The organism is Natronococcus sp. A-GB7, from assembly GCF_029688865.1.
GTDB lineage: Archaea > Halobacteriota > Halobacteria > Halobacteriales > Natrialbaceae > Natronococcus.
The window spans coordinates 50,336-64,771 of record NZ_JARUKV010000012.1 but is presented as its reverse complement, the minus strand read 5'-3'; the positions used below and the strand labels follow the sequence as shown (position 1 = coordinate 64,771).

At 60.8% G+C, this 14,436-nt stretch carries 10 protein-coding genes; 5 read left to right on the top strand and 5 right to left on the bottom strand.

From position 1 onward, the window contains the following. Positions 1-6: 6 nt before the first annotated feature. Positions 7-996 (top strand): glycosyltransferase family 4 protein, encoded by a 990-nt coding sequence (locus tag QA609_RS12500; protein WP_278302945.1) that lies wholly within the window; start codon positions 7-9, stop codon positions 994-996. Then, positions 986-2,977, top strand: a complete 1,992-nt coding sequence (locus tag QA609_RS12495; protein ID WP_278302944.1) for a hypothetical protein — start codon at positions 986-988, stop codon at positions 2,975-2,977. The genes QA609_RS12500 and QA609_RS12495 overlap by 11 nt, the downstream gene beginning before the upstream one ends. A 1,025-nt stretch (positions 2,978-4,002) precedes the next feature. Here the strand turns inward: QA609_RS12495 and QA609_RS12490 are convergent. Next, entirely contained in the window at positions 4,003-4,995 is a 993-nt protein-coding gene (locus QA609_RS12490; protein WP_278302943.1) for a DUF1616 domain-containing protein, read from the bottom strand. Positions 4,996-5,403: 408 nt separating this feature from the next. Between QA609_RS12490 and QA609_RS12485 the strand changes: the two genes are divergently transcribed. Further along, positions 5,404-5,994 (top strand): hypothetical protein, encoded by a 591-nt coding sequence (locus QA609_RS12485; protein ID WP_278302942.1) that lies wholly within the window; start codon positions 5,404-5,406, stop codon positions 5,992-5,994. A gap of 11 nt (positions 5,995-6,005) precedes the next feature. On the opposite strand, the gene QA609_RS12480 is transcribed toward QA609_RS12485, so the two are convergent. Next, the gene (locus tag QA609_RS12480) at positions 6,006-6,455 is read right to left on the bottom strand and encodes a hypothetical protein (protein ID WP_278302941.1); all 450 of its coding nucleotides are present in this window, start codon (positions 6,453-6,455) and stop codon (positions 6,006-6,008) included. A 221-nt stretch (positions 6,456-6,676) separates the two neighbouring features. Further along, positions 6,677-8,365: a hypothetical protein gene (locus QA609_RS12475; RefSeq protein WP_278302940.1), complete on the bottom strand. Its 1,689-nt coding sequence runs from the start codon at positions 8,363-8,365 to the stop codon at positions 6,677-6,679. 321 nt (positions 8,366-8,686) lie between these two features. Between QA609_RS12475 and QA609_RS12470 the strand changes: the two genes are divergently transcribed. Continuing rightward, the gene (locus tag QA609_RS12470) at positions 8,687-10,036 is read left to right on the top strand and encodes a polysaccharide deacetylase family protein (RefSeq protein WP_278302939.1); all 1,350 of its coding nucleotides are present in this window, start codon (positions 8,687-8,689) and stop codon (positions 10,034-10,036) included. Positions 10,037-10,308: 272 nt separating this feature from the next. Here the strand turns inward: QA609_RS12470 and QA609_RS12465 are convergent, their stop codons facing one another. After that, complete coding sequence (locus tag QA609_RS12465; RefSeq protein WP_278302938.1) at positions 10,309-11,283, bottom strand: glycosyltransferase family 2 protein; 975 nt, start codon at positions 11,281-11,283, stop codon at positions 10,309-10,311. A 132-nt stretch (positions 11,284-11,415) separates the two neighbouring features. Next, complete coding sequence (locus QA609_RS12460; protein ID WP_278302937.1) at positions 11,416-13,056, bottom strand: polysaccharide biosynthesis C-terminal domain-containing protein; 1,641 nt, start codon at positions 13,054-13,056, stop codon at positions 11,416-11,418. A gap of 270 nt (positions 13,057-13,326) precedes the next feature. Between QA609_RS12460 and QA609_RS12455 the strand changes: the two genes are divergently transcribed. Beyond that, on the top strand, positions 13,327-14,421 hold the full coding sequence (locus QA609_RS12455) for a polysaccharide deacetylase family protein (protein ID WP_278302936.1): 1,095 nt from the start codon (positions 13,327-13,329) through the stop codon (positions 14,419-14,421). Positions 14,422-14,436: the final 15 nt, after the last annotated feature.

Genomic DNA, 14,436 nt, shown 5'->3' with positions numbered 1-14,436 from the left:
CACGACATGCACGTACTCCACCTCATCACCACCACGCGTTCGTTCTTCGAACAGCAGATCTCGGTCCTCGAAAACCGGGGGATCGACTGTACCGTCGTCGGCGTTCCGGGCGATTACACGGCCGAATCTCCTCGAACGCCGATCGACTACCTTCGGTTTCATCCGAAGGTGCTCTCACACATCTGGGCGGACGACTACGACATCGTTCACGGACACTACGGTCTCGTCGCGCCGTTTGCACTCGCCCAGCCGACGCGTCCGGTAGTGTTGAGCCTCTGGGGTACCGACCTGATGAGTGACATGGGCTGGCTCGAGACGATCAGCCGGTACGGCGCCCGATTTGCCGACGCGACGATCGTTCCGAGCCCGGCGATGTCACGCGAACTCGACGTCGACCACGTCGAGATTCCGTTCGGCATCGATACGGAACTGTTCAGACCGATCCTCCGCGAGGAAGCTCGCGACCGCGTCGGCTGGGACGAAGACGCACGAATCGCACTGTTCCCGTACGACCCGGATAGAAGCGAGAAGGACTATCCGCGGGCCGAACGCATCGCCGACCGCGCCGACGCGGATCTCGAGGTTCGGACGGTCGACGGCGTTCCCTACGAGGAGATGCCGTACTACATGAACGCGAGCGACCTGCTTCTCGTGACCTCGAAGCGGGAGGCCGGGCCGATGGCGGTCAAGGAAGCCGCCGCCTGTAACGTCCCCGTCGTCTCGACCGACGTCGGCTTCGTCGACGAGACGATCGGCGGCCTCGAGAACTGCGTCGTCAGCGACGACGACCGCGAGCTCGCGGCGGGACTCGACTCGGTCCTCGCCGGCTCCGGACGGTCGAACGCCCGCGAGGCCATCGACGGACTGAGCCTCGAGTCGATGGGAGACAAACTCCTCCAGTGTTATCGGGACGTCCTCGAGGATCGGGGACGCGATGCGACGGAGTTATCCCTCGAACGAACGGACGATAGGGAGGAAACGTATCATGGGATCTAGAATGTCGCTGTCGAACGTGCGACCACTGCGGCTCGACACGACGGCGGCGATTGTCGGCCTGATCGCCGCGCTGTTGCTGTTCCCGCTGCGGTTTGTCGCTTCCCAAATATACATCAACACGATTCCGATCGTCGTCGGCCTTGGCTGTGCGCTGTATCTTCTCGCGGTCCACCAGAACGAAAACGAGCGGACGCTGCCGACGCTGTCGACGCCGGCGGCGATGGCACTCCCGAGTATCGTCACGGTCGGAATGGCAGTTATGATCCTCGTGACGATTCTACAGGGCGCCCGGACGCCGCTGTTTTTCGTGATCTCGAGCGCCGTCGGGACGTTACTGTTCGGACAGATACTGTTCACGAGCGACCGTGACTTCCACCGCGGAATCCTGCTGTTCCAGCTCGTGTTGTTCGCGTTCGTCTTCCGGTTTACCGCGCTGTACGCGACGCCGGGGTACATCGGGATCGACGTCTGGACCCACATGACGGAGCTTTCCCAGGCGATCTACGCGGAGCAGTCGCTCGGAGCGATCTCCTACGACAAACACTTCGGGTCACCGTTCTTCCACCTGTACGTCGTCGCCTCCTCGCTCGTCTACGACGTCTCGTTGCGGATGGGACTGTACCTCTCGATAGGGATCGCGATGCCGCTTTCGATTCTGACCGTTTACGCCGCAGCCAACCTTCTGGTTCCCGCGCGGTGGGCGACGCTTGCGACCGCGGTATTCTCGGTCGCCAGCTACACCGTTATGTGGGGAGTTCATCTCATCCCGACCAGCATGGGGCTCGTCTTTTTCCTCGCGATCGTGTACGCCCTGATCCGCGTAATGCGTATCGAGTACACGAGCCGCGACTTCGCGTTCCTGGTTTTCCTCTCGGTCGCGGTTATCCTGACACACCAGATATCGACGTTTATCGTACTGGTTCTCCTCGGCGCCGCGTTCCTGGCTCAGATCCTCTTTATGACCGGCCCGCTGGGGCTTACCAGACTCGATACGAGCGTCTTCCGGACCAAGAAACCGGTCAACCTGATCGGCCTTCTCGTGTTCAATTTCGGCCTCGCGATTTTCGTCTGGTCTCTGACACCGTATCGCGACGACTCGTTCCTAGGAACGGTCCTCGGCTGGTTCGGTGAAACGCTCGAGGAAAGTGCCGGCTTCCTCGAACTCGCATCGCCGGGCGCAACGGGTGACGAAGAGGCGGCAGTTCCCGACACGGGAACGACGGTGCTCGATCAGATCGTCCCCTACGTCAACGAACTCGGCTTTCTCGTGCTGTTCGGTCTCATGCTCGTGGGAAGTCTCTACATCGTTCACCGTCGACGGGCCGAGCAATCGGTGTTTACCCTGGTGCTCGGTAGCGGAATCATGCTCGTGTTCGTCCTCGGGCTTCCGATGTTCGGAATTCAAAACTTCGTGCCGACGCGGTGGTTCGCCTTCCTCTATGCATTGATGGCGATCGTCGGTGCGATCGGACTGCGGACCCTCAGTCGGAACCTCTCGCCCGCACCCGTCGTGGCTCTCCTCCTGGTAATCGTCCTGCTGTATCCGGGGGCGATGATGCTCGCTGCCGAAAGCAACCCCGACAATCCGGTGTTCTCCGACCAGCACGAGCGGTTGGCCTACGATCAGTCCGAACTCGCGGCGGTGGATACGATCGGCGAGATGACCGGCTCACCCGCAGGGTCCGATATCCGTCCGGACCAACAGCTCCATACCGATCATCCTTACCAGACCGTGTTCGACCGAACTGGAGCCTACCCCTCGACGACATCGATAGTCCTCCCGGAGGATAGCTACGCGGAACACGACTACGTCGTCTACCGAACGACCCAGTCGGAGGACGCGACCTACTTCAGCAGCGCTGAGGACGGACCAGGGTACGCCAGCAACCCGACCGAAGAGCGTATCTGCCGGACCACACAATCCTCCGTATACGACAACGGCGACGTACGCTTCTGTACCCCGTCACCGGCACAGGGGTAGTTCTCACCGGTTCAGAGCCGCGTCGGACGCCGATCTCATCGGAGTCCGTCTTCGATCGGCCGAAAGACCTCCATCGAGTACTACCGACAGCGACAGCCGAGATTCCCGGAAGAATCGAGCGAGACAACTCCTACAACCGGTGTCCTCGGGCAACTCCCCTGACTTCGTAGCCAGATGCGGTCCGTGCTTCTTTCGGTGATCGGTAACGAGGATCCGCCTCTCCCGTAGCGCCGTTGCAGCCTCGAGATCGCCACCGCTGCTCGCTGAAGATCGGGACGGGAGGCCGATTACGTCGCCGAACGATAGAACGCCGTTCACGGAGCGCAGGGCAGTCACCCACTCGAGGGCAGTTCAGTTGCTGCTCGAAAGAAGATTGCAACAAGAAGTGGGTGAACCGGGTGGAGCCAGCACGGCGTTCGATACAACCGAGAGAGACCCCGCGTTCGAGCGCCGGACCTCGAGAACTCCGGAACGCTTCGGCTCGTCCTGTTTTCGTCTCTACCGATCAGCGGAGCGGAGAGTCGATTCACCGTCGAACGAAAGGTGTCGAACGAAAGGTGTCGAACGAACACCACTCGAGAGCGACGGCGGTCACGGGCCCGTGCTGGGAGCTGGATCGGCCGTCGAAAGCGGAATCTGCCGGCCTGACTTCCTCCCACGACTTCAGTCGTGGGCTTTCTCCTTGAACCACTGTAAGCGGAGGCAAGTGGAAGGCGAAGCCACAGTATCGAAAGAACGAGTTCGACGCCGATATCACGGCGGCAACGGTCGCAGCCGATTTCAAAAGGCTGTGCGGACCCGAGCTGTCCATCTCTCACGACTTCATCGATATCCGAGTGTCGGCTCGTCGTACTGCTGGGACGAGCGAACGGCAAGATTCGACCACCCTGATCTCCCCCTCGACGGGAGAGATCGTTCCACGTAGTCCGTCCGAATAGGCTGTGGCGTCTGACTCCAAAACACGAGTACGGGGTGCGGGGCGGGCGGCAGCAGCCGGTTTGCTGGCGGATCGGCGGTTCTGGGCGTTACGAAACCGTTACCGGAAGCTTGATCGTTCGATAGGCGCTTTCCTCGTCCGGATCGTCCGGTGCCTCACCCTCATAGAGGAACAGGACCAGGCGGACGTCATCACCGGTTATCGTCGGTTCGAACTCGAGGGGTTGCTCGTGGGTCTCGCCGTGAGCGACGGTTGCGGAGTCAGTCGTGAGAACGTCCTGGTCGTTGACGGAGACACTATCGTTGTCGTAGCTCACGTCCTGTAACGCGACTGCGGTCTCGTACGATCGTTCCTCGTGTTCCTCGTTGGCGATGTAGGCAGTTATCGACTCCGTCTCGCCCGCCGAGAGCGATTCGTCGTAGAGGTACTCGGTGTCACCGTCGACTTCCTCCGTCTCGAGATAGAACTCCGTGTAGCTATCGTGGTCGGGCGGGCTCGCGACGGCGAAGCCGACGACGGCCGCCAGGACGAGCAACGCGGCGAGAAACATAACGTTGTACGGTCTGGTACTCGGATCCGACCGGCCGAACGAGTCGCCGGCGTTCGAAAACAGTAGAGAGGCGCCCGACAGCGAGGGAGTGTATCGGCGGTTCGGAGGACACCGATACCGCTGAACGATCCCTACCAGCGCGAGTGCGATCGTTACGAACGCCGTTCCGGCGAGCACCGGAAGAATCGTGATCCCCCACGGCGTTGCGGTCGCAACGAGCGCGACCGCCGGAACGATCGCGATGCTCGCGACGATCGAGAGGACGAATCGTTCGATCGGTTGGAGTCCACCGTTGTTTAGCTCGTTTCGGTTCGGCTCTCGAGTCTCGTCGTCGAACGACCGGTATCCTGCCTTCGACGCGTCCGGATACAGGATGGAGATGAAAGCGTACCCGGGAAGAAAGAGCAACAGCGGAATCCCCAGAAGAACTCGAACCGCCCCCGAGATCGGCGTAAACAGACCGAACGTAACGAAACCGGTTACTGCGATGACGAGTGTAAGATCGAAGAACCACCAATCGGAATCGCTCATTACAGGTCCTGTGGTCCTCGAGCGTTTAGTTATCAGTCATATAAGCGACGGCCGCGGGGTCAACTCGGTGTGAGCAGTCGGACCCAGCACGTCGAGGAACACGATTCGGTCTTGTTTTCATTGTTTTTGCTGGCTGTTGAAATGCGGTCCGGATTGGTACCGATCCTGCCCCTGGAGTCGCGGCCGGATCGGGCGAACCGAATACCGCTGTCTGTAATCGTTCGGAACGCGATTTTTTATAACTCAGTTATCCAGAAAGGACGCTTCTCAGAGGTTGTACACGCACAGTGCACGATATGAAACAGTCTGAACGGGTAGGTTAGTACGGATTTGGGTGAAGTAAAACCGTTCATCTATGGACGATTTTCATGCTTTAATACTGGTCCATGAGTCGGACTGATCAACGCGATGAGTTCGACAGAGACCGTTACAGAGGAACGAAGCCGGGGTGAGGACCGCGAAGCGGACATCGTCTCCGACGACGACGAACTTCCGGTCGACGAGATTTTTCATATTCTTCAGAACGAGCGCCGACGGATGGTTCTCGAGTATCTGCAAGAGACGGATGGCTCCGTACGAATGCGTGACGTGGCCGAACAGGTCGCCGCCTGGGAGAACGAGACGACAGTACAGGAGCTGACCTCGGATCAGCGTCAGCGCGTGTACATCCCGTTGTACCAGTCACACCTTCCGAAGCTGGACAAGGCCGGTATTATCGACTACCAACAGAACCGCGGTGTCGTCGAACGACGCCCGCTCGCCCGGCAGCTCGATTACTACCTCAACGCAGATTCGAACACGAGCGCGGCTGCCGCCACCGGAAACGAAGGAGGAACGGACTGGGACGACTACTACATCGGTGCCGCCGGTGCGGGTGCAGTCTTGCTGCTGGGAGCAATCCTCGAACTGCCGCTGCTCTCGATCATCACGGGTATCGGACTGAGTGCGCTAATCCTGCTGATGTTCACGACGCTGACGATCGGTCAGTACGTCAAGTAGGTTTCGCGGCGTTACCGATAGATCGTAGCGACGGTCCCGAGACAGGCAGCCAGCAGGCCGACGACCGAAACAGCCGCCGTAATCTCGAAAACGAACGGTGAGACGAGCAGCGCCAGCGAGACCGCAAATGCGAACGCGATCGGATAGCGCCATCGACCGGTGGAGTGGTCGTCGGCGAGCTCAACGGTTCCACGTTCGGGACGGTACTCGACCACACCCGAGGCGTCGAGTGCGGGCAAGTCGGTTTGCGAGAGGCGCTCGTGAACGTCGCCCCAGGCTTCGACGTCGTCGGTTCCACTGGCGTCGTAGAGCTGATCCGCGATCTCGTCGATCGTCACTGGTCCGTTGCGTGATTCGAGCAGAGAAACGACGTTCCATTCGAGTTCGGCCGGCGCTCCGGTCGTCGTCGTGTCGGTCTCGCGGTCGTTAGACACGATCGACGATTCGTTGTATTCGAACACTCTAACAGACGTCGACGCTTGAACGGTGGACTCGTCGCCACTCGAGTCCGAAGATGAGTTCTTTCGAAACGGCGTCAGACGCATATTGCGAATCACACACGTCTGGTACTATAAATATGCTCTCAATAGCATGCGATAAATCTGTTGCGGCCGTTTGTTCACGCGTTCAAACCGGGCATAAACATTTTACAGAGTGAGAAAAACCCATCTTACAAGCGGAACTATTGGGCGAGAGACGAGTTCTGCTCGATCCATCTCAGATGCTGGTCCGCGCTCTCGTCCCAGCTATCGACCCAGCCCAGAAAGTCGTTGAGGCGAAGCTTGTGTCGGGCGGGTAGATCGTGGACGTGTTCGAACTCCGGCAACAGTCGCTGATCGAAGTTGTACCTGGTAAAGAGCTGTTTTCGGTTCGGCCACGGCGATTCGAAGGAATCGAAAAACGGTGTCTTGCGACGGACGAACCGTTCCATCTCGTTGAACAGCGTCACGCTGTGCGGTCGGTCCGGCGGTCGGTAGCGAAGCATCTCCGGATCGATCTGTTTACACGCCTCGAGGAAGGTGTCCGTGGATCGTTCCGCTGGCGGTGCGTGGAGATGCCAGTCGAGGAGTTCCGTATCCGCGGCCAAAAACGACGCGAAGAAGTTATCGGCGAGCTGGGTGTGGAACGGCATCGACGGCTGATTGGCGATTCCACAGCAGTTGAGCGCGTTCTGGATCGAATCGGAGCGGTCGAGGACCGATTCGAACTCCGTTCGGACGGCCTGTCTGACGAACGATTCGGGATCGACGTCGAAGGCGGTTCGTTCGGCCAGTTTCCTGCTCGTCGACCGGCTGTAACCGAACCGCGAGAGGAGAACGTCGATCGGGTCGGGGTCGGGATCGAGTCGTTCAAACGGAACCCGTTTACCGAACACCTCGAGGTCGACGTGGGCGGTAAAGTGGCCCCGGAAGAACGTGTCACACAGCAGGCCATGATAGATCGTATCGACGTCGATTTCGTCAGTGTATCCGGCGTGGTGGATATGCAGTGACTCCTTGATTCCTTGCGAGTACTGTACCTTCGATCCGTCGGCGTAGAGGTAGCGCTCGTCGGGTCCGAACGCAGTGTGGTCGGCACCGTACTGCGCTGCGAGGCGTTTGGCGCCGATAACCTCCTGAGCCGTGGAGTTGCCGACCGTGTAGCAGTGTTCGAGATCGGGGAGCTGGGAGAGCAGTGTTCGGGAATCGTATCCCGCAGAGAGAAGCAACCCCTTTCGTCCGGGAAGAATCGATCGACGGTCGATCGCTCGTTCGAGTCGGTTCGCGAGCGTTCCGGCGTAGTCGAACTCTCTGGTGTCGTAGACGAATCGCTCGAGGTCGGTAACCGACGATGGCCGCAGCTGGCTGTCGATCGGGAGTCGGGAGAGCTGTTCGAGACTCGTCTTCTCACCGAGTGCAACGCCCAGATGGAGAAACTCGAGGATGCCGTCTCGGCAGAACGAGGGGTCGGGAATAGTTTTTGCGACCGTTGTGGAGTCGGTACCGAACACGCGAACTCCCGGGGCATCGGTGTAGAAACACTCCCGCGAACGGATCGAATCCGTCGCAACGAACGTCTCTTCGGGCGTGTCGAGAACCGCCAGATAGGAGCCATTGAGCCGGTTTAGCGCCTCGGAACCGTCGCGTTCGTAGGCGTCGAGGAGCCAGCGAGCGGCGTTCGTTTCCTGACCGGGTACGTACACCTCGCCCCAAATAGCACAGCAACCAGTTTCACCGTCGTAGCTCGCCGTCCAGCCGGGGGTTCCGAGACCAAAATCTCTGATCCCGACGGTTATCGACGGCCCAACGAGTACCTCGTCGAACTCGTCCGTCGACCGAAGCCGGGTGAACGCTTCTGTACCGCCAAATACGCCGAAGAGTTCCGTATTCATCTCGAGACCATCTCACTGCGTGACTGTGGCGTGGGGTCGCGACCGGCAACGCCAACCGGAAGGACGTGAGCACGCACACGTCGAACTACAACACACTGGGAGCGAGCCACCATTAACTATAGTTCCACTAAGCGGGTCACAAAGTGAATCAGGTGTGTGCCACCAATAAACAGATCTCGATCGAGACGTCGTCGGGTCGTCTAGTGGCTCTATCAGCAGTATTCGCCGGGGCTAACCCTCATATAAGATTCTCAACTCGAGGATTCCGGGAGCCTATTGGCTCCATAATAATACCATTGCTGTCGCTAGCCGGAGTCAGCAATGACCCAACGACGGAACACCCGACGGCGGTTCCTCGCAGCATCCAGTGCAACGGCGTTCGCAGCGGCTATGGCCGGCTGTACGGATTTCCTCTCCGACGAGGATGACGACGACGGCAACGGTGACGACGACGGTAACGGCGACGACGGTAACGGCGACGACGGTAACGGCGAGAACGGCGACGAGTACGACTCGCCCGAGCTCCAGGTCGAAACCGAGTACAACAGCCGCGAGGAGTTCAGACAACCCGGCGACCAGCTCAACGACTTCGAGACCGACGACGACTGGGCGGTCCTCGAAGGAGAGGCCGAGATGGATGACGAGTTCTCCTTCGACGGCGACCAGAGTATTCGCCTCATGGCCGAGGACGAGGACAACGCCGTCGTCGCGACGGAGCTGGACGAGGCGACCGACATGGAAGACCTCGACCTCTCGGTGGCCGTCCAGACGACTACGCCCCACAACATTGCTCTCGAGATCCAGGTTCGAGACATCTACGGGGGGTACGCGAGCTACATGCTCCAGTCGATCTCCTACGGTGACGAGAACCCCGGCTGGTTCCGGATGTGTCCCGGCTTCGCCGACGAAAGTACGACGCCGGTCGAACAGGACGCGATCGACGAGGTCCGACTCGTCGTCCACAACACCGGCGACGAAGCCGAAGTGTGGTTCGACGACCTGCGTACCCACGAGAAAGCCGACGAGGGATACGTCATCCTCTGCTGGGACGACGGGTTCGACGACTTCTACGAGCCGGCCGGTGATCTCCACGACGAGTACGACGTCAACGCCGTCCAGGCGGCCGTCCGTCAGTGGACCAGAGACCAACGCGACGGGATCATGACGATCGATCAACTCCTCGAGCGCCAGGAGGCCGGTGATCAGATCGTCGCCCACGGAACGCACACCAGCTGGACCGATATCGACGACGAGGAGCTCGATGACACCCTGAATACGGACAAGAACTGGGCCGTCAACAGCGAACTCGAGGGCGGACACTACCTCGTCTTCCCCCACAACGACTTCGACCAGCGGGTTCTCGATATCGCCTCGAACTACTACTACGCCGGCGGATTCAACCAGTCCGGGAGTCCGAACCTCACGGGCGTCCACGGTTTCGACCCGCTGGTGATGCCCCGGACGATCGGCCACGACCTCGACATCGCGATGCAGTGTGTCGACGCAGCGGCCGAACACAACCAGTGTACGATTCTGAACTTCCACGCCTTCGATCTGGACAACACCATGGACGTCGACGACTACGAGGAACTGCTCGAGTACATCAACGAGTCGGACGTCGAGGTCATCGACTTCGACGACCTCTGGACGATGCGCCGGAACGGCCACTGATCGGCGACGGCGATCGCTCTTTGTGTCTCTTCTCTATTGCTTTTCCGACGCCGAGAGCACTCTCTCGCGTACGATCCGACCGACATCGATTACGCGCTACGAGTGACCGAACTCCCCGTAGCCGCGGCCGATACGACTGCGCACCTGTCCTCACCAGCTCTCGAAAGCGTGCGAACCGGTGAGCTGACCACCGTCTCGAGCAGTCACCAGAAACGCGAAAACCGAGAGACTCTTCGAACTGATTCGTCGAGACGGCGGAAATGTGTTCGTCCTCAGGAACGAAGGCCGATCCACCCAGCGATCAGGGCGACCGTGAGGACGAAGGCGGTAGCGAGAAACGGGAACGGACGCCGTCGGGCTCCGGAGACGGCCGACCAGAGGACGCCCGGTACGTGACGCAGTTCGGGCCCTGCACGGAGGAGGTGCCAGCAGCCGCGAGCCGGACGCCCCTCGCTGAAGTAGCTCTTCGCGAGCACCAGGTGGTGGCTCGAGCGGATCTCGTACCCCTCGTCTTCGAACCGGTCGACTTCCTCGGCGTACAGCGACAGATACTGTTCGTCGGCTCGTCTGATCGTATCAGCGGGTGGCGTCCCGGTCTCCTCGCGGACGACGAGCGGTTCGTCGACGTAGGCGAGCTTTCCGACCTCGAGGATCCGCAGGACGAACTCGGGGTCCTGGAACCGGTCGAGCGTCTCGTCGAACCCGCCGACCTCTCGCGCAACGTCGGTTCGAACGATCAGCGTCGAGCCAGCGCCCGTGTGAACGTTGTCGGCGAGAATCTCGCCGACGAGTTCCTCCCCACCCTCCATGCGCGGCCGGTCGTCCGCCTGGGAGAGAACGCTGGCGGCTAGACCGCGGAACCTGTCGGAGGCGCTGGTGAGTTCGAACGCGAACCCACAGTAGGCCGCGACCCACTCCGCGGAGCGCTGCTCGAGAACCTCGAGCTGGGCCTCGAGTTTCTCCGGGCGCCACTCGTCGTCGGAGTCGAGGAAGGCGATGTACTTTCCCCGGGCGTGTTCGATGCCCGTGTTCCGCGCGACGTTCGCCCCCTGATTCGTCTCGTGGCAGATCGGCCGCACCCGGTCGTCGTCGTAGGATTCGAGAACCGACGCGGTTTCGTCGGTCGATCCGTCGTCGACCACGAGCACCTCGAGGTCGTCGTGTGTCTGTTCGAGGACGCTGTCGATCGCTCTCGAAACCGTCTCCTCCCGGTTGTACGTCGGAATAATGACGCTAACCAGTGCCATTTCGTTCGACACGGGCCTACCCGCGCTTTATTATCGACGGACTAACCGCGTTTCGATCGGCTCGAGAGGGATCGAGCAACCGTTCGGCTACGGTTTCCGACAGGATCGGCTTCCGCCGGGGTCGGACGGTTCCTACCCGAAGATTGGGACTCCCGTATCCGGCCCGAACGTCGCGAGGAGAACACCCGATAATAAAAGCGTCACGCCGGCCAGAAACAGCATGCTCTGGAACCAGCCCACGACGGTCAGGTCACCGTTGACGCCCTCGAGCCGCTCGCGGATGGGTGCCGCTCGGGACCCTACCGGTGACGGAAGCTCGGCGAGAAGCTCGAACGGCTCGGCGGGTTCTATCGAACCCGTGAGGACGGCGAAGACGAGGTGAACGAGAAGCCCGAACGGAGGGACGAGAAGCAGCGCCAGCCACGGGTTCGTTACGACCGTCGCGAGGGCGAACGTCGGTACTGCAGCGAAAGCGGTCGTCGCCGCTACTCGGCCGAGTCGCGCGTCGGCGAGTGGGTCGAAACCGATCCGCTGTGCCGAAAGCCAGTGAAAGACGAACATCGATCCGTAGCCGACAGTGGTCGCGAACGCCGCACCGTGCATTCCGTACCGCGGGATCAGCAGGTAGTTGAGCGCGACGTTGATCCCCGCGGCGCCGGCGGTCGCAAGAACCGGATACCGGGGCGTGCCCCGGTCCTGCGAAATCACGAGGATGGGCCGTGCGAGAGCGAATCCGAGCGCGCCGGGCAACAGCAACAGCGCCGGACCGATCGCCGGCGTCGCGTCGGGACCGAAGTAGATCGGGACCACGACGTCGGCCAGTGCCGCGATTACGACCGCCACGACCGCAGTCAGCAAGAGCGTGTAGCGGGTCGTCTTCGACGCGAGGGCGGTGATTTCGTCGAGCCGGTTTCGCGACCATAGCTCGGACGTCGGGAGGGCGTAAACAGTCTGGAGGGCGATCGGGACGAACCAGAGGAATTCGGCCAGGAACAGCGCCGCTCGATAGTTGCCGACCGCCGAGCTCTCGCGGAACTGCTGGAGCATCACGATATCGACGTGGTAGAGCGAGGCGAGCAGAAAGAGGAGCGCGACGCTCGTCGAGGTGGACGTTAGCAGCTTCGTTCGCGGGAACTCCCGCGGGGGTATTCGAAACACGCTCGAGAGCGACACGCGCTGGTGGATCACCGTCAGTCCGGCGATGCCACAAACGATGCTCGAGACCGCGTGACCGGCCAGGGCACCCGGAACGCCGAAACCGAGGTAGACGAGCGGGACCGAGACGCCGACGAACACGACTTTGTCGAGAGCGCCGAGGAAGCCCGAATAGCGCTCGAGACCGAATCCCTGGAGTGTCTTTCGCGAGTAGGTCTGGAACTGGACGGAGAGCACCAGCAGCGCGAGCCCGTAGAAGTAGCTCGTGTACTCCTCGCCGAACAGCGCCGAAACGAATCCGTTCCGAGAGCCCAGAAACAGGACGAAGGCGCCCGTAAGCGCGGACAACACCGCGAGTCGCAGGTAGTAGCCAACCACATACGGCTCCCAGTCGGGCGTCGAGCGATCCTCCGTCAGGAACGTCCGGACGCCGTCTGCGATCCAGGAGCTGACGAAGATCATGTAGATCGCGAACACCGACATCAGAAACGCGTAGTCGCCGAACCCGGCCGGACCGAGCAGCCGGAACAGAACCGGTATCGAGACGAATCCCACGAGAAGAGCGACTACGTTAGCAGTACCGACAGAGAGATCCTCGGCGGGGTAGTTTCGGTTCACAGATACCCCCGAGAGCGACGTCGTCTGACGGCTCCCACAGCTAGTAGTAGACCGGTGACACCCACAGTGTTCGGAACTCTGGGTCGGGATGGCCTTATTATAACCGCATTAAGATCAGGTCAGCTACCGTACGAGAACGACTGGTAGCGGGCTCGAGAAGCGTCAGCTTCCCTCACGCTGTCGGAACGTCTCGAGCGAATTCCACCGGGCGAGCAGACACTGCAGTTAACCGAGAGATAAATAGGTGGGTAGAACTATCAACTCTCACCGATGAACGAGAAGGCAACGCGCCGAGTGCTCCTCGGCACCATCGGTGCCGGCACGCTCGGAGCGACCGCGGGCTGTCTCGACAGCCTCGGCGGAGACGAAGGTGATGAACCGGACGAGGACGACGAGAACGGTTCGAACGGAGACGACGACACGGACCAGCCCGACGAGGGTGGCGAGACGGAGGAACAGGAGGAAGGGGAGGACGTTCCGGACATCGACGGTGGGGCCGTGGTGTTTACCTACGACGACGGACCGATGGAGGACTACGAGCAGGCGTTTCCCGTCCACCAGGAGTTCGACGCTCCCGCGAGCGCGGGCATCGTCACCGAGTGGGTCGGCCGCGAGGACTTCAACGACAACGACTGGATGGACGTCGAGCACCTCGAAGAACTCGCCGAGGCCGGCTGGGAAATCAACTCCCATACGACCGCACATACCGCACTGAGCGAGTTCGAACTCGTCGAAGACGTCGAACCCGACGACGTTCGTATTTATCCCGAGGAGCGAAACCACGGCTTCCATCTGGAGTACGATATCGAAGTTACAGATGGAGAGAACTCCGTAGTGCGAACCGTTGTCGCCTCCGACCACGACGAGACCGGTCCGTACTTAGAGTTCGACGAGCCCGTCGGCGAGTCCTTCGCAGCGGGCGAAACCGTCGAACGGTATCCCGAGGAGCTCATGCACGAATTCCTCGGTGATTCGAAGGCCCAGCTCGAGGAGTGGGGGTTCGAAGTCGACACACTGCTGGCGCCGTACGACGTCTGCGACGAGTGGACGATCGAGTTCGCCAGCGAGTACTACGACGGCATCGCGAACGTCAACCCGGGGTCGCTGGTCAACGAGCGGGAATCGTTCGATCCGTTCGATACCAACCGCGGGTACTTCATCGAGAACGCCGATCCACTGGATATCCAGGCACAGCTCGACGAGGTCGCCGCCCAAGAGGCGATCGGTATCGTCGGCGCCCACACGTTCATGGAAGAGGTCGATCAGGAAGGGATCCGTGAGATGCTCGAGTGGATCGAAGAGCGAGAGCTGACTGTTGTGACGCTTACGGACGCGTTCAGTGCTGTCGACGCCGAGCAGTCGTGACCGTGACCCCGCAGT